The sequence below is a fragment of the Duganella sp. genome, from assembly GCF_039595735.1.
In the GTDB taxonomy this organism is placed as follows: domain Bacteria; phylum Pseudomonadota; class Gammaproteobacteria; order Burkholderiales; family Burkholderiaceae_D; genus Rugamonas.
Genome location: NZ_JBCNLB010000005.1, coordinates 199,845 through 215,718, shown reverse-complemented (window position 1 = coordinate 215,718; position 15,874 = coordinate 199,845). Strand labels below are relative to the sequence as shown.

Sequence of the window (15,874 nt, the reverse complement as noted above, 5' to 3'; positions counted from 1 at the left end):
CATCTGCAGCCATTTGGCCAACTGATAGTCTTCGAATTCATATTGCCCCCTGCCGCTTTGATAAATGATCTGCTCCGAGAGCAGACGCTCTACCGCCACTTGTATCTGGCGAGCGGTGAGCGTATCCTGAGGCCTGATGCGACTCCGCAAGCACCTGCCGGGCCACGTCGTCGATCTCTGTGCCGCCCGATTTCATCAAACGTTCAATCGCGTCATGGAACAGTCCTGGTGTCCGTCCTAGCAGCACGAACGCGTTGTGCGCCGCACTGAGCGATAACTTGCGCTGCGTAGCTTGCTGAAAGGCCCCGGCCATGAAAATGAAAAATTCGTCGTCCAGGTCAGGAAAATCCGTGGTCTGGCTGAACTGGGAAAGCGGTGTCTTGATCTGACTGAACATCATCTGCAAGCGATGCCGGGAAGACCCGGTGAAAACACTCTTCACCGATTTCTTACGCAAGTCCAGAGTCGTGCGCAGCGCTGCAACCAGCTCCTGGAACTCTGGCTTGGCCAGATGTTGAATCTCATCGAAGGCAATCAGCACATGTCCCTTGGAAGCCGCGATCACTGCATCCAATAACTCAGGCAATCGCTGCAGCCGTTCCGGCCCACCCTCATCGCGCGTACGAAACTCGGCTTCAGCGCTGAGCTTACCCAGATGCTCGACTTCAACCTCGATGCTGGTCTTCTTGAACGGTCGCAAGAACCGTTGATGCAGCCAGGCGCGCGGCTGGGAGGCCTGCGAGAGCGCGGCGAGCAGCGCTGCAAGCGGATCGGTGCGGTTCTGCCACATACTGCAATACACCGTCCTGTAACCGGAGGACTCGGCGGCGGGCAGCAGGTCTTCCAGCAAAAATTCCGTCTTCCCCCTTGCGGCGTGGCGCAAATAAGACGAGCGACGAAATCAGACCGGCATCCAAAGTCCTCAGATACGTCTGCGCCAGCGAGGTCCGCGGATAATGCCAGGCGATGGGAGTTTTCCGCTTTGCCATAAATTACCGCCGCAATTGTAATTACAACGGTTCATTGTAATTCGCTGTAATTGCGGATGGCGTGCGGCTACGTCTTGACGGGGCCGACGGTAGAGCCATCCAGCAGCGCGGGCTGCCACAGCTCGTGCAGTTCGCTGGCGGGCGTGCCGTCGACCAGCGACTGCAGCATGGCGACCATGCGCGCGCCAGCTTTGCGTGGGTCGGGTTGATCGATGGTGGTGACGTTGGCGCCGGACAGGGTGTCGGCCATATTGCCCCAGACGATGACAGAGATTTCCTTGCCGATCTCCACACCCGCATCCAGCAGTGCGCGCATCGCGCCGACGCCGGACAGGTGGTTGTCGACGATTACCGCCGTCGGCCGCGGCGAGCAGGCCAGCAGCTGTTGCATGGCCTGGTAGCCGCTGCGGCGATCCAGCGTGTTGTCGATCAGGTAGCGCGGGTCGGCCTGCAGGCCGGCCGCCGCCAGCGCGGCCACGAAGCTGTTCTTGCGCTGCAGCGCGAAGTTCAGTTCCAGCGGCGCACTGATCAAGGCCACCCGCTGATGGCCGAGCCCCAGCAAGCGCTCCATCGCCATGCGGATGCCGGCTTCGTTGTCGTAATCGAACCACGCGTACGGCGCATTCAGCTCCGTGCGTCCATGCGCCACAAAGGGAAACTTGGCTTTGCTGAGGAAGGCGATGCGCTCGTCGCGCACCAGCGTGCGCCCCACCACCAGGCCATCGACGCGCCGTCCGCGCACGATCTGCTGGTAGGAGCGCTGCTCCGCCGCCGGCGACACCGGCGCGATGATCAGGCTTTTGGAGACCTCTTCCAGCGCGGCCGACATGCCGGCCATCACTTCCAGGAACATGGAGTCGCCCAGATCCGCCGGCTGCAGCGGGTAGATGATGCCAAACACATTGGTACGGCCCAGCGCCAGCGAGCGCGCCATCGGATTCGGCTGGTAGCCGACCTCCTTGGCCGCCTTCAACACCCGCTCGCGGGTACGTACATTGACCTCTGGGTAACCGTTTAACGCGCGGCTCACCGTGGTCTTGGACATGCCAAGGTGGTTTGCAAGATGCGCGAGGTTCATAGCCGATCGTTCAATGTTGACCGCTGATTATAGCGTTGGCGTCGAATTTACCGCCACCGTCATCGACTGCTCTTTTGAAGAAATACAACATTATCAGGACAATTGTGATGGGAACCAAGGTCAGATAGAAGGCGAAATGCCCGCTGAAGTTACCAAAAACATAACCGGTAATCAGCGAACCGGTCGTACCGCCCAGTGCCGAAAAAATCACCAGCAGGCCGGTCATGGCCGAATGTTGATTCTTCGGCAAGGAGCTCAGCATTACGGAATTGATGCCGGGGTAAATCGGCGCCATGAACAGTCCGATCAGCGGGAACAGGAAGGTCGCCAGCGGCGCCGTCGCCCAGGTGATGTGCGGATCAGCCACCACATCATGCGTCAGCGGCAGCGCCAGCAGCACCATGGCGGCCATGCCGACCACGCAGGCATTCATCACCGGATACCAGTTCAGCTTGCGCATCAGCACGCCGGCCGACAGCCGCCCCACCGCCAGGCAGGCGGCAAAGATGCTGGTGACTTCCACGCTCATTGCCGCAGGCAGCTTGAGGATTTCGTTGTTGAAGGTCGGCAGCCAGGTGCCCACGCTTTGTTCGATCAGCACGTACAGGAAGGCTGTGATTACAAACACGCACACCAGCGGCTTGAAGAACAGCTTGAGCATGGCGGCGAAATCCTGTGCGATGCTGCGCCCTTCCGGCAGCGCCGCCATCGATTCATTGAACGGCGTGGACAAAATCAGCACAAAGGTCAGCACACACAGCACCGCCAACACCCAGTACACATGCAGCCAGCTTTGCGACAGCGGATCATGCGAGTCGATGAAGTAGCCGAACACCCAGTAAGCGCTCAACACGCCCAGCATGAAGAAACCCTCCAGCAGATTCATGGTGCTGGCATGCTGCTTGCGGTCGACGGCGATCAGGCCGAGCGTCGAGTACACCGACACCTTCACCAGCGCGAACGACACGCCCACGCAGAAGAACAAGGCCTTGGTGGTGGCGAACGACGGCAGCAGCGGCATCGCCACGCAAGCGGCGGTGACGATGGCAAGCCCGATCAGCATCGCCTTCTTGTAACCGACGCGCGGCAAAAAGGACGCCACCAGAAACGACACCACCGCAATCGGCAAGTCCTTGAAACCTTCCAGCACGCTGGCGGCTGATTTGCTCACGCCATAGTTGCCGATCACTTGCAGGATCACCGTGCCCACGCTGTTGAGCAGGATGGCGAAGACGAAGTAGACCAGGAATAGCGCGAAGAGTATTTTGTTGTTTTTCATGCTGCTGTCTCCATGTGCCGCGCGCGACGCGGCGTCATTCAATATGCGGCGAGGTTGAATTCTTTCAGGCTTGTTATCACCACGTCCGCTTCCGTCAGCACGAAGGGATGGCCTATCCCCAGCGCGAACATGCCCGCGGCCTTGATCGCCGCCACGCCGGCTACCGCGTCTTCAACACCGAGGCAGTCGGCCGGCGCCACGCCCAGCTCACTGGCCGCACGCAGAAAGATCTCCGGGTCCGGCTTGCCGCGCGCGATGGTGGCGGCATCCACCACGTAATCGAATTTATCGGTGATGCCCAAGCGGCCCAGCACCGTAAAGGCGTTCTTGCTGACCGAGGCCAGACCGATGCGCAGGCCGGCGGCGCGCACCGCGTCCAACGCTGCCACCGCGCCGGGCAGCAAGTCATCTGCCGACATGGTGGAGATCAGCTCCTGATAATGCCGGTTCTTGCTGTCCGCCAGCGCCAGCTTTTCTTCCGGCGTGTACTTGCGCGCGGCCGACGCCAGGATCAGATCCAGCGAGCCCATGCGGTCGATGCCCTTCAGGCTCTCATTGAACTCATGATCGAAATGTACGCCCTGCGATTCCGCCAACTGCTTCCACGCGAGGTAATGATAGTGGGCGGTGTCGGTAATCACGCCATCCAGATCGAAGATAACTGCCTTGAAGCGGCTCATGCGAAACTCCTTGCTTGTTTGGGTTGCGACAGCGTCAGCGTCACCGTTTCGCCGCCATGCGTAAATTCCAGCGCATCGCCCTGCAGCAGGCGATACTCAACGCGGCCTGCTTGTACATGCACTTCCAGCAGCGCGCCACGGAAATGGATCTTGAAGGTGTAGTGCTGCCACTGCTTCGGCAACTGCGGGGAAAAGTGCAGCGCGCCGCCGACCACGCGCATGCCGGCAAAGCCATACGCCACGCCCAGCCAGGTGCCGGCCATGGCCGCCGTGTGCACGCCGTAGTGGGTATTGCCGTGCGTGTCGTCCAGATCGAGGCGCGCGGTCTCCATGAAGTAGTGATAGGCCTTGTCCTGATAGCCCACCTCCGCCGCGATAATCCCGAAGATGCAGGACGACAGCGACGAATCGTGCGTGGTCACCGCCTCGTAATAATCAAAATCGCGGCGCTTGTCTTCCAGCGAGAACTGATCGCTCAGCAGCAGCAGCGCCAGCACCACGTCGGCCTGCTTGCACACCTGATGGCGGTAGATCACCATCGGGTGATAGTTCAGCAACAGCGGATAATTTTCTTTTGGCGTGTTGGCAAAGTCCCACACTTTCTTGGACAGGAAGCTGTCGTCCTGCGCGTGGATTTGCAGCGCTGCGTCGTACGGCAGATGCATCAGCGCCGCGGCACGGCGCCACCCGGCCGGCTCGCCAGCATCCAGCGCCATGGCGACGGCAATGCGCGCGAACTCGGACGGCGCCTGCGCCTGCAGCTGTTCCGCGATCGATGCCGCGAAGTTCAGGTGCATCTGCGCCATGGCGTTGGTGTAGTAGTTGTTGTTGACCAGCGCCGTATATTCGTCCGGACCGGTCACCTGGTTGATGCAGAAGCGGCCCTCGCGGTCATACGAACCGATGCCGGTCCAGATGCGCGCCGTCTCCATCACAATTTCCGCGCCGGCCTTGACCAGGTACTCCTGATCGCCGGTGGCGTCCATGTACATCCTGATCGAATAAGCGATATCGGCGTTGATGTGATACTGCGCCGTCCCCGCCGGGAAGTAGGCCGAGCATTCGTCGCCGGCGATGGTGCGCCATGGGTAGAGCGCGCCCTTGTCATGCGACATCTGGCGGGCACGCTCGCGCGCTTTCGGCAGGCCGGCGTAGCGGTACTCCAGCAGCTTGCGTGCGATCTCGGGTTTGGAATACAGGAAGAACGGGAAGATGTAGATTTCCGTGTCCCAGAAATAGTGACCCTCGTAGCCTTCGCCGGTGACGCCTTTGGCGGAGATGTTGGTCTTGCCGTCACGGCCCACCGACTGCAGCAGGTGGAACTGGTTGAAATGCATGCCTTGCTGAAGCGCGTCGTCGCCGGCAATCTGCACGTCGGCCTGCTGCCAGAAGTCGGCCAGATACTGCTCCTGCGCCAGACGCAGGTCATCAAAGCCTGCGGCGGCGGCATTGGTCAGCGTGTCCTTGCTGCGCCACATCAGCTCTTTGGCATCGTAGTCGCGCGAGGAGTAATAGCTGCCGTACTTGGTCAGCGTGACCGACTGGCCGGCGCTCACCGCCAGTTCCCAGCTTTGCGTCAATCGCTGGCCATCCTGCGCGCAGACGGCAGGCAGATCGGCGCTTAGCAACGATTGTGTGGCGCTGACCAGCGTGAAGCCGCTGTTGTGCGTCTTCTGCACCAGTGCCGAGAAGCTGTCGGTCTGCTCGGCATCCACCATGTGCAGCGTCGGGCCGGAGATAGCCGAACCCACGCGCGGATCGTCGCCGGCTTCCTGGTTCTTCACCGCGCCATCTAGCGCGGACACCAGGCGCATGCGGCCTTCAAAGTTCAGCGAGGTGACTTCGAACTCGATCGCAAACAAATGCTTGTTCTCGAAGCTGACCATGCGGCGGCTGCGCACGCGCACGCTGCGGCCTTGCGGCGAGGTCCACTCCACCACGCGCGTCAGCAGGCCGGTACGGAAATCCAGCACGCGCTCATAGGTTTGCACGGAACCGGTCAGCAGATCGAATCGCTCATCGCCCAGCCACAACTCCACGCCCTTGGCGTTCGGCACATTCAGCATGAACTGGTTGACCCTGGCCAGACCGTACGCCGCTTCCGGATACTGGATCGGCTCGGACTCATAGAAACCGTTCAGGTAAGTGCCGTCCAGCGAGGTGCCGGCAGGGCCGCTGTAGCCCTCCTCGCCGGTCCCGCGCAGGCCGATATAGCCATTCCCCAGCGCAAACAGCGTCTCATCGAGGAAATGGGATGCGGTGTCAAAGCTGGTCTCGCGGATGCACCAGGCTTCAAGAGGATAAGTGTGTTGTTGCACAGCGAATTCCTTAGAAAAAGCGATTCAAAGCGGTTTGAATTTCAAAAAACAACGGTTTTTAGTCAAATTTTGCTGTTTTTCGGGGAAACTAGGTCTGCCGTACCATCAGGGTGGTCGGCAGCATTTCAGAAGCGACCGGCTGGCCTTCGATCAGGCCCAACATCTTTTTAGCCAACAACACGCCGCCATCGCGCAGGTACTGGTGCACGCTGGTCAGGGGCGGCACGAAGCTGGCCGCGCCCGGCGTATCGTCGTAGCCGATGACGGAAACATTCTCCGGCACCCGCAAATTCTTCTCGGCCAGCGCGCGGATCGCGCCCATGGCCAGCAAATCGCTGGCGGCAAACACGCCGTCAAATGACGCGCCCTTCTTCTTCAGCAACGCCGAAATGCTGTCAAAGCCCGCCTCAAACGTGAACGCCTTCGGACGGATGATGTGCACCGTGGCCGCACCGCCCATCGCATCGATAAAGCCGGCGCAGCGTTCCTGCACCTCCGCGTGGTCGACATCGCCCAGGAACACCAGCTTTTGCCGGCCCTGCGCGATGAAGCGCTCGGCCGCGCTGATGCCGCCCTTGCGGTTGTCCGAGCCGACCACGATGTAATCGGCCCCCTGCTGCGGCGCGCCCCACACCACCAGCGGCATGCCAGTCTGCTGCAGGGTGCGCACCGCCTCGCCATGCGAGCCCTGGCCCAGCAGGATCAGGCCATCCGCGCCCATCACCGGCGCCGTGTTCATCAACTGCTTGGACGTTAAAACAACACTGTAGCCCGCCGTGGTCAGCTCCTGCGTAATGCCGCCCAGCAGCTCCAGCGGGTAGGGATCGGACATCGGCCGACCGCGCACGGGTGTCATTTCTACAACAACCGCCACCGAATAACTGCGGCCCATGCGCAAATTGCGCGCGCTCACATTCAAACGGTAGCCCTGCTCCTCTGCCAGCGCACGGATTTTCTCGCGCGTTTCCGGCGTCACTAGCGGACTGTCGCGCAAGGCGCGCGACACCGTGATTTTGGAGACGCCGGCCAGCTTGGCCAGATCTTCCATGGTCAGGGTGGTTGCTACAGTCTTCTTCGCGGGCATCGTTGTTTTTCTGGTCAAAAAGCGGGGGTGCGGACGCATTATGACAGAAATTTTTAATTTGTCGCGAAAAATGACATCGATAACATTTCAATTGACATCGATATCATTTCTTGTTTCAATGGCCGAACTCAACACCTAATAAGAAAGAAGAGACACGATGAAAAACCCGTTCCTGCCATCGGCCATCGCGGCCGCCGTCCTCGTTTTAGTCAACCAGGCTGCCGCCCAGGCCCAAACCGCCGACGCTCCGGCAGCGGAGCCGTCCAAGGAAGTTTCCAAGGAAATCCAACAGGTCGTGGTGACCGGTGTGGCCTCGGCGCGTGGTGTGCGCAAGGTCGACTCGGCCTTCTCGATCACCACCGCCAACGAAGAACAGCTCAAGCAAGCTGCGCCCTCCAGCACCGCCGACATCATGAAAATCGTGCCGGGCGTGTACGCTGAATCGACCGGCGGCCAGTCCGGCGCCAACATCGAGGTGCGCGGCTTCCCGTCCGGCTCCGACTCGCCGTTCGTCTCGGTGCAGATGATGGGCAACCCGATCTACCCGCCGCCGACCCTGTCGTTCTTTGAAGGCTCGTCCGCCTTCCGCCTGGACGATACGGTGGAACGGGTGGAAGTGCTGCGCGGCGGCCCATCGACCATCTGGTCCAACGCCCAGCCGGGCGCGACCATGAACTTCATCCTGAAAGAAGGTACGGACACGCCGGAAGGCACGGTGCGCTTCACCACCGGCACCGGCAGCCTGCGCCGCGTCGACATGTACTACGGCGGCAAGATCAGTGACGGCTGGTACGGCTCGGTCGGCGGCTTCTATCGCAAGACCGACGGCGTGCGCGACGCCGGCTTCCCGGCCGACGACGGCCACCAGATCACCGCCACCCTGACCCGCAACCTGGATCAGGGCAAGCTGACCCTGTACGCCCGCAACACCGACGACAAGAATGCCTTTTACACCGGCGTGCCGCTGATCTCCAGCAACGGCGGCCGCACCATCACCGCCTTCCCCGGCTTCGATCCGCTGACCGGCACCCTGATGAGCGGCGAAATGCGCAACTTCACCATCGAAGCGGCGCCCGGCAAGACCCTGACCAGGGACCTGGGCGACGGCCGCGGCCTGAAAGCCACCGTGTTCGGCGCCAACTTCGACCAGAAAGTGGGCGACTGGAGCATCTCCAACAAGTTCAACCGCTTCGACGGCGACCTCAACACCATCGCCATGTTCACCGGCAACAATCCGCTGTCGATGAGCGACTACATCAACGCCGCCATCACCTCGGCCAACGGCAATGCGGCCGTGGTCGCTGCGGCCGGCGGCCAGCTGGCGACCTCGGGCACCGCCACCTTCGTCAAGGGCGGCGCCGTGGCCGGCAACCAGCAGGTGGTGCAGGCCGGCCTGTGGGCGGTCGAGAAGCAATTGAAGTCGTTCACCGACGAACTGCGCGTCAGCAAGGAAATCTTCAAGGACAACACGCTGACCGTGGGCGGCTACTTTGCCGACTACTCCTCGCATGACGTCTGGTATCTGGGCAACAGCCACCTGATGACGGCCGTGCCGCAAGCCAGCCTGATCAACGTCACCCTGAACAACGGCGTGGTGGTGTCCAAAAACGGTACCGACGGCAATGTGTTCTACGCGCCGGTCGCCTCGTACGACGGCCGCAACACCGCCGTGTTTGTTTCGGATGAATGGAAGGTCAACGACAAGATCAAGGTCGACTTCGGCATGCGCCACGAGCAGCAGAAGATCAGCGGCACCATCTCCAACCTGACCTCGGCCGACACCGACAACAATCCGCTGACCGTCTACAACAACGGCACCTCGATGCCGAACGGCTCCAACACCTACCTGAGCCGCAAGGACAGCGCCAACTCCTTCACCATTGGCGGCAACTACAAGCTGGCGCGCGACACCTCGGTGTTCGTGCGTGCCAACCGCGGCCACACCTTCATCTCGTTTGATGATTTGCGCGGCGCCGGCAACCAGAAGGACGCCAACGACAGCAACCTGCTGCCAACGCCGAAGATCAGCCAGTACGAGATCGGCTTCAAGACCGCGTCGCAGCTGTACACGGCCTACATCAACGCCTTCCACACGCAGTTTGACGGCATCGCGTTCACGCAAATCCTCTCCAACGGTCAGGAACTGCGCTCGATCAGCGGCTCGAAAGGCAACGGCATCGAGTTTGAAGTGGCGGTGCGCCCGATCGAAAACCTGCAACTGCAGCTGACCGGTGACTATCAGAAATCGGAATACCGCGACAACCCGGCCACCGAAGGCAAAACCGTGCAGCGCCAGCCGAAGCTGCAATTCCGCTTCACGCCAACCTACCGCATTCCGTTTGGCGACGGCAACGCCGCCAAGCTGTACGCGACCTACACCTCGATTGGCGAGCGCTGGGCTGACCAGGCCAACCAACAGTACCTGCCGTCCTACCGCACCATCGACGCCGGCGTGCTGTTCTCCTTCGGTGACAAGATCGAGCTGCGTCTGGCAGGCACCAACCTCAACAACGAGCTGGGCCTGACCGAAGGCAATTCGCGCCTCACCACCGGCAACGTCGGTCCGATCAACGCCCGTCCGCTGTTCGGCCGCACCTGGGAAGCGTCGCTGCTGTACCGCTTCTGATCTCCTGTAACGTCCCTCTTGGGCAAGGCGCAGTTAGCCTTGCCTTTTTTGTTTTTCTGGCCTAATCTGCAATAGATCGTATGACACGATCCTGCCTCACCATGTCCAGAATTTTGCACTAGGGAAAGATAGTGGCCACGCTCCTCTCGATCAACGCGCTGCAGGCATCGGTTGCACAGGCTGAAAGGCAGGTGCAAAAGGATCAGGTGCGCGTGAATCAGGATGCGGACCGGCTGGACGCCAGCCGGGCGCAGCTGGCCAAGGACAAGCAAACGCTGGCCGACAACCAGCGCGAGAGCAATCAGGCCACGCAGGCGGCGGAAAAGCCTGCGCCCACGGTCAATCTGGACAGCGCGATTGAAAGTCCGCCGCGCGCCGCCCAGCAATTGCCGGCCGACCTGGCGCCGCCCAAGCCGCGTGTGAACACGCTGGGCCAGACCATCGGCCAATACATCAACGTCACCGCCTGAAAGTCATGCCGGCGCAAGCCGGAATCCATACATTGCGTGCGTTCCATGGGTTCCGGCCTGCGCCGGAACGACCATTTAAACCAGCGGCTCCCACCACTTGTTGTCCGCCTGCGGCTGGCGGATGTCCAGCGGCAGGCCGATTTCCGGCGTGGCGATCGGAATGCGGCGCTCCTCCGCCAGCTGGCTGATGCGGTCGAACGGATCATGCCAGGCGTGCAGCGACAAATCGAAGGTGCCGTTGTGAATCGGCAGCAGCACCTTGCCCTGCAAATCGATGTGGGCCTGCAGCGATTCTTCCGGCTGCATGTGCACGTCCGGCCACTGCGGATCGTAAGCGCCGGTTTCCACCATGGTCAGGTCGAACGGGCCGTAGCGGCGGCCGATTTCCTTGAAACCGTCGAAATAACCGCTATCGCCGCTGAAAAACAGCCGGACGTCGCGATCCTCGATCACAAACGAAGCCCACAACGTCTTGTTGCGGTCGCCCAGGCCGCGGCCGGAAAAGTGCTGCGCCGGCGTTGCCACCAGCTTCAGGCCGGCCACAAACGCGGTCTGCCACCAGCTCAGCTGCTGCACCTTTTTCGCCGGGATGCCCCAGGCAATCAGGCGGTCGCCCACGCCCAGCGGCGTGATGAAATGCTCGGTCTTGCCAGCCAGCTTGAGCACGGCCGCGTGGTCCAGGTGGTCGTAATGGTCGTGCGACAGGATGATGCCCTTGATCGGCGGCAGCTCATCAATGCTGATCGGCGGCGCGTGGAAGCGCTGCGGGCCGGCCCACTGCACCGGCGAGGCGCGCTCGGAAAACACCGGGTCGGTCAGCCAGAAATGGCCATTGAGCTTGAGCAGCACCGTCGAGTGACCGAGGCGGAACAGGCTGCGATCCGGAGCATCCATTAACTGCTGCTGCGTGATCGCGTGAACGGGTATCGGTTGCGCGGGCACCGTGTCTTTCGGCTTGTCGAAAGCAAAGCGCAGCATGATGCCCAGCGACTTGAACAAGCCCATCTGGTGCATCTTGACCGGATTGCGGAAACGACCGTCGCGCGTGCGCGGCGCGCTGGGCACAGACAAACCGTCCAGGCTATCAACAGCAGAAAACGTCATGATGGGCACTCCCAAGTGAAAATGTACACTACACAGTGTAGTATCTATTTTTTGAAAAGTAAACTAGCCGGTGTAAAATAGCTGTATGAACACGCCCATCAAACTGACCGACCGCAAACGCCAGGCCATCGTCGAAGCCGCCATTGCCGAATTCCGCGCCAGCGGTTTCGAAGCCACCAGCATGGACAAGATCGCGGCCACGGCGGGGGTATCCAAACGCACCGTGTACAACCATTTCCCCAGTAAAGACGAACTGTTCGAGCAAATATTGCACGAGCTGTGGAATAGCACGGCCGCCATCGGTCCGGCGCCATATGACCCGGCCCGGCCGCTGCGTGCGCAGCTGCTGGAATTGCTCAGCAAGAAGATGGAATTGCTGCAGGACGCCTATTTCCTGGATCTGGCGCGGGTGGCGATCGCCGAGGCCATCCACTCGCCGCAGCGGGCGCAGGAAATGGTGGCGCGCCTGAGCGTGAAGGAAGAGGCCGTCACCAGCTGGCTGCGCGCAGCGCAAGCCGACGGCAAGTTCACCGGGGCCGATCCGTTTATCGCATCGCAAATGCTGCAGGGTCAGCTGAAGACTTTTGCCTTTTGGCCGCAGGTGACCATGGGCCAGCCTCCGCTGGACCCGGCCATGCAACAACAGGTGGTCGAGGCCACCGTCGAGATGTTCCTGGCCTACGCGAACGCCACCGCGTAAATCGGCGGCAAGGTGGTGGAGATGGTTTGCCACTGGCCGCCGCCATCTTCCGACAGCCAGGCGCCGCCGGTGGTCGAACCCATCAGCAGGATCTGGCCGTCATCGCTGACCGCCAGCCCATGGCGATACACCAGGTCGTAACAGTGCTGATGCGGCAGCCCGCCGCGCCAGGCGGTGAAGTGCTGGCCGCCGTCGGTGGTGCGGGTGACTGCCAGCGAGGCTTGCGGCGGAATCCGCCTGCTGTCGGCCTCGGCCGGCACGAACCAGGCCGTTTCGCCATCCTGCGGATGCACCGCCGTCACGAAGCCGAAATTGGAAATCGGCGCGGCCGGCTTGATCTCGGTCCAGTTGGCGCCATTGTCGGTGCTGCGCCAGATGCCGTTGTGATGCTGGCACCACAGCTTGTCCGGCTCGCCGGCGCAACGCACGATGCGGTGCGGGTCTTGCACCTGTTCCGTGTCCACCAGTTCGGGCGGCATGTAATTGGCCTTCATGCCCTTGGCGCGCAGCGACCAGCTGGCGCCGCCGTCATTGGTCAGCCAGGCGCCGCCGCAGGAAATGCCGACCAGCACCGACTTGCTGTCGCGCGGATCGACGCAAATGCTGTGGATGCCCGGCACATCGTAACCGCCGCCCATCCATTGCGCGCGCTCGGGCACGTTCCACAAGCCTTCCACCAGTTGCCAGCTGTCGCCGCGATCGCTTGAACGGAACAGCCCGCCCGGCAGGGTGCCGGCCCACAGCACGCCCGGCTCGTCCGGTCCGCCGGCCGCCAGCGACCAGACCTGCTTGACGGTCCACTCGACCGGATCGGCGCTGTCGGCCGGTTTGGCAGGAAAGGCTGGCGCCGCCACTTCCACCCAATCGCTGCTGCCGGGATCGCGCCGGTGCAGCTTGGCGCCGAAGTGGCCGAGATTGAGCGCCGCGTACAGCGTGCCGTCGCGCCGGTCCGGCAACACCATCGACACCGGGTCGCCCAGGAAATGCTGCTGGTCCAGCAGCCACGCCTCGTGCGTGCGGTAGACTTCAAACAGCCCTTTGCGGGTCGCGATGTAGGCGCGATCGGACATATCAGCCTCCTGACAGTGCTTGCAGAATATAGACCTGGGAATGGGGCGCGAGCGCGTCATCCAGCAACCGCGGATCGCGGGCGCGCTGGCCGTCGATAAAGATCACCACGTTTTCGCGCAGGCAGCCCTGCTCGTCGAGCACGTAGCCGCGCAGGCGCGGATGGTCGGCGAAACAACCGTCGAGCGCGCTGCGCAGATCGGCCGCGGTGGTGTCCACCTGCGGCACGCGCATGAAGCGGCCCAGCTGCTGGGTAAATATCAATTTCGCCATCTTGCAGATTCTATGCCGATTGCGGCTAAAATGAAATTGCCTCAACCACCGGAGCGTTGCATGTCAATTACGCCGCAAGAACTGGAACTGCTGATGCAGGAAGTGGAGAAGGAAGATCCCATCGACTTTGCCGACCTGCCGTTTGAAGAGCAAGAGTTGCGCGGCCTGATCGCCAACCATCTGTGCGAGATGGCGGACGCGATGGAAAACTTCAGCGAGGAAGACAAGCGCCTGACCCTGCTGGCGGTCGCGGCCAAGCTGGTGCTGGAAAACCTGGTGCTGCATGTGCAGATGCTGCGCCAGCACGACGTCCCGCTCAACCACACCACGGAGGCGCTGCTAAGCCGCCTCCGCAGAAAGGACTGATCAGTCAGCCGCAGGGAAATCCAGCGCCGTCACATTCACCCGGTTGAACAGGTTGGTGAAGGTGATGGAGGTAATCGCCAGCAGGGTGTCGACGATGTGCGTATCGCTGTAACCGGCCTGTTTCACCGCCAGCACCACCTCGGCTGGCACATCGCCGCTGGTGCGCGCCACGGCGTGGACAAACGCTGCCAGCGCATCCACCTTGGCGTCGCCAGTGGCCTGGCCATGGCGCACGCCCTGGATGGCGTCTTTGCTCAGGCCGGCTTTACCGCCCATCAGGGTGTGGGCTGCCAGGCAGTAATCGCACAGCGCATCCTGGCTGACGGCCAGCTTGATCACTTCAATTTCCTTGGCGCTCAGGCTGCTTTTACGCAGGGCACCGTCCAGGTTCAGGGCGGCTTCCAGCGCCAGCGGGCTGTTGCTGCCGATGGCGGCGTAGGCATTGGGCACCTTGCCGATCGCGCCCTTGATGGCGGTGAACAGTTGGGCAGCGTGGCCGGTGGCTTCCGAGACAGGTTGGGTGAACAGACGGGACATGATGTGTTTCCTTTCAAGTGAGTTGGTATGGAACACAGTCTAGGCCGTTCGGATGAGATGATGAATGCTTTGGATGCTCTATAATTTGCTCCGTCGTCTCAACGCTGCCTTATGGACACCCTTAGCCACCTGCTCTCCCTCTACCCCGTGCGCACCGCGCTGGACGTGCGTTGCCGCTTTGACGCGCCGTGGGTGCTGGACCACCAGGGCGCCCCGCACGGCGTCGCACCCTACCACCTGATCGTGCATGGCGAGGCGCTGTACGACGGCATGCCATTGCAGACCGGCGACATCATCGTGTTCCCGCATGGCGCCGCGCACCGGCTGCACATCGGCGATCCGGCGCAAGCCACGCCGCCGCATGCCGCGCCGGGACTGCTACGCTTTGAAAGCAATCAGGGCGACGGTCCGCAAACCGACATCCTGTGTGGTGAATTCCATTTTGGCGCCGACGGCAGCGACGGCTTGCTGGCCGCCCTGCCGGCCGTGCTGGTGGTGCGCACCGCCGGCCGGTCGGAGGCGCAAAGCCTGCGCCACCTGATGCGCATGCTGCAGGAAGAAGCCGAGATGCCGCGCGCCGGCTCGGAAGCCATCATCCGCCAGCTGGCGTCGGCCCTGTTCGCGCTGCTGATGCGCACCTGGCTGGAGCAGGCGCTGTCGGTGCCGGGCTTGTTTGGCGTGCTGGCCGAGCGGCGCCTGCAGCCTGCCATCAACAGCATGCTGGCAGCGCCGGAAAAGCCGTGGACCTTGGAAGCACTGGCCGAAGCGGGTCACATGTCACGCGCCACCTTTGCGCGCCTGTTCAAGCAGGCCGCCAATGCCACGCCAGCCGAAGTGCTGACCCAACTGCGCATGGCGCGCGCCGCCCGCCTGCTGGACCAGGGCCGCGCCGCCGGCCAGGTCGGCGAAGCGGTGGGCTACCAGTCCGAGGCCGCCTTCAACCGCGCCTTCAAGCGCCAGTACGGCGTGGGGCCGGGCGCTTACCGCAAGCGTGCCGCTTAAAACAGCTGACTGGCGGCCGGGGCATCGATCACCAGATCGGTGGCGGCCATGGCCACGCAGGGCAGGATGTAGCCCTCGCGCTTTTCCTCCAGGCTCAGCCCCGGCCATTCGATCTTGTAGCGCACCGTGCCGCTGGTGGAGCGGCAGATGCAGGTGCGGCAGGTACCGTTGCGGCACGAACTGGGCAGGCGGACGCCGGCCTGCTCCGCCGCCTCCAGCACGGTGTCCCGCGGGTCCGCGTCAAACATCCATCCCTGCCCTGCCAGCGTAATCTTCATTTCCATGCCGCTTGTCGAAAGC

At 62.2% G+C, this 15,874-nt stretch carries 16 protein-coding genes; 5 read left to right on the top strand and 11 right to left on the bottom strand.

All coding sequences use genetic code 11. The features are described from left to right. Nucleotides 1-37: 37 nt before the first annotated feature. The 6 genes from ABDW57_RS12485 to ABDW57_RS12460 all read right to left on the bottom strand — a co-directional run bounded on the left by ABDW57_RS12485 (nt 38) and on the right by ABDW57_RS12460 (nt 7,428). A complete protein-coding gene (locus ABDW57_RS12485) occupies nt 38-850 on the bottom strand; it encodes a hypothetical protein (protein WP_343730519.1) in 813 nt (270 codons plus the stop codon). 206 nt (nt 851-1,056) lie between these two features. Continuing rightward, on the bottom strand, nt 1,057-2,067 hold the full coding sequence (locus ABDW57_RS12480) for a substrate-binding domain-containing protein (RefSeq protein ID WP_343730518.1): 1,011 nt from the start codon (nt 2,065-2,067) through the stop codon (nt 1,057-1,059). Between the two features lie 10 nt (nt 2,068-2,077). Then, a complete protein-coding gene (locus ABDW57_RS12475; protein WP_343730517.1) occupies nt 2,078-3,346 on the bottom strand; it encodes an MFS transporter in 1,269 nt (422 codons plus the stop codon). 38 nt (nt 3,347-3,384) lie between these two features. Continuing rightward, a complete protein-coding gene (gene pgmB / locus ABDW57_RS12470) occupies nt 3,385-4,026 on the bottom strand; it encodes a beta-phosphoglucomutase (RefSeq protein WP_343730516.1) in 642 nt (213 codons plus the stop codon). Then, nucleotides 4,023-6,344: a glycosyl hydrolase family 65 protein gene (locus ABDW57_RS12465; RefSeq protein WP_343730515.1), complete on the bottom strand. Its 2,322-nt coding sequence runs from the start codon at nt 6,342-6,344 to the stop codon at nt 4,023-4,025. The genes pgmB and ABDW57_RS12465 overlap by 4 nt, the downstream gene beginning before the upstream one ends. Nucleotides 6,345-6,432: 88 nt before the next feature. Then, nucleotides 6,433-7,428, bottom strand: a complete 996-nt coding sequence (locus tag ABDW57_RS12460; protein ID WP_343730514.1) for a LacI family DNA-binding transcriptional regulator — start codon at nt 7,426-7,428, stop codon at nt 6,433-6,435. 157 nt (nt 7,429-7,585) lie between these two features. Here ABDW57_RS12460 and ABDW57_RS12455 point away from each other — a divergent pair, with 157 nt between their 5' ends. Both ABDW57_RS12455 and ABDW57_RS12450 read left to right on the top strand, forming a co-directional pair. Then, on the top strand, nt 7,586-10,054 hold the full coding sequence (locus ABDW57_RS12455) for a TonB-dependent receptor (protein WP_343730513.1): 2,469 nt from the start codon (nt 7,586-7,588) through the stop codon (nt 10,052-10,054). A 131-nt stretch (nt 10,055-10,185) separates the two neighbouring features. Then, nucleotides 10,186-10,524 (top strand): hypothetical protein, encoded by a 339-nt coding sequence (locus ABDW57_RS12450; RefSeq protein WP_343730512.1) that lies wholly within the window; start codon nt 10,186-10,188, stop codon nt 10,522-10,524. A gap of 75 nt (nt 10,525-10,599) precedes the next feature. Here the strand turns inward: ABDW57_RS12450 and ABDW57_RS12445 are convergent, their stop codons facing one another. Beyond that, nucleotides 10,600-11,628 (bottom strand): MBL fold metallo-hydrolase, encoded by a 1,029-nt coding sequence (locus tag ABDW57_RS12445; RefSeq protein WP_343730511.1) that lies wholly within the window; start codon nt 11,626-11,628, stop codon nt 10,600-10,602. An 85-nt stretch (nt 11,629-11,713) separates the two neighbouring features. Between ABDW57_RS12445 and ABDW57_RS12440 the strand changes: the two genes are divergently transcribed. Further along, nucleotides 11,714-12,328, top strand: coding sequence for a TetR/AcrR family transcriptional regulator (locus ABDW57_RS12440; protein WP_343730510.1), 615 nt, complete (start codon nt 11,714-11,716; stop codon nt 12,326-12,328). Here ABDW57_RS12440 and ABDW57_RS12435 read toward each other — a convergent pair. Both ABDW57_RS12435 and ABDW57_RS12430 read right to left on the bottom strand, forming a co-directional pair. Beyond that, complete coding sequence (locus ABDW57_RS12435; RefSeq protein WP_343730509.1) at nt 12,307-13,398, bottom strand: exo-alpha-sialidase; 1,092 nt, start codon at nt 13,396-13,398, stop codon at nt 12,307-12,309. The two genes, ABDW57_RS12440 and ABDW57_RS12435, sit on opposite strands and share 22 nt — an antisense overlap. A 1-nt stretch (nt 13,399) precedes the next feature. After that, entirely contained in the window at nt 13,400-13,669 is a 270-nt protein-coding gene (locus tag ABDW57_RS12430) for a MoaD/ThiS family protein (RefSeq protein ID WP_343730508.1), read from the bottom strand. A 60-nt stretch (nt 13,670-13,729) separates the two neighbouring features. Here ABDW57_RS12430 and ABDW57_RS12425 point away from each other — a divergent pair, with 60 nt between their 5' ends. Further along, nucleotides 13,730-14,035, top strand: a complete 306-nt coding sequence (locus tag ABDW57_RS12425; RefSeq protein WP_343730507.1) for a hypothetical protein — start codon at nt 13,730-13,732, stop codon at nt 14,033-14,035. Here ABDW57_RS12425 and ABDW57_RS12420 read toward each other — a convergent pair whose 3' ends face one another. After that, nucleotides 14,036-14,572 (bottom strand): carboxymuconolactone decarboxylase family protein, encoded by a 537-nt coding sequence (locus tag ABDW57_RS12420; protein ID WP_343730506.1) that lies wholly within the window; start codon nt 14,570-14,572, stop codon nt 14,036-14,038. It abuts the gene before it with no gap. A gap of 111 nt (nt 14,573-14,683) precedes the next feature. Here ABDW57_RS12420 and ABDW57_RS12415 point away from each other — a divergent pair, with 111 nt between their 5' ends. Then, nucleotides 14,684-15,574, top strand: coding sequence for an AraC family transcriptional regulator (locus ABDW57_RS12415; RefSeq protein WP_343730505.1), 891 nt, complete (start codon nt 14,684-14,686; stop codon nt 15,572-15,574). Here the strand turns inward: ABDW57_RS12415 and ABDW57_RS12410 are convergent. Beyond that, nucleotides 15,571-15,852 (bottom strand): 2Fe-2S iron-sulfur cluster binding domain-containing protein, encoded by a 282-nt coding sequence (locus tag ABDW57_RS12410; protein ID WP_343730623.1) that lies wholly within the window; start codon nt 15,850-15,852, stop codon nt 15,571-15,573. The genes ABDW57_RS12415 and ABDW57_RS12410 overlap by 4 nt on opposite strands. Between the last annotated feature and the right edge of the window lie 22 nt (nt 15,853-15,874).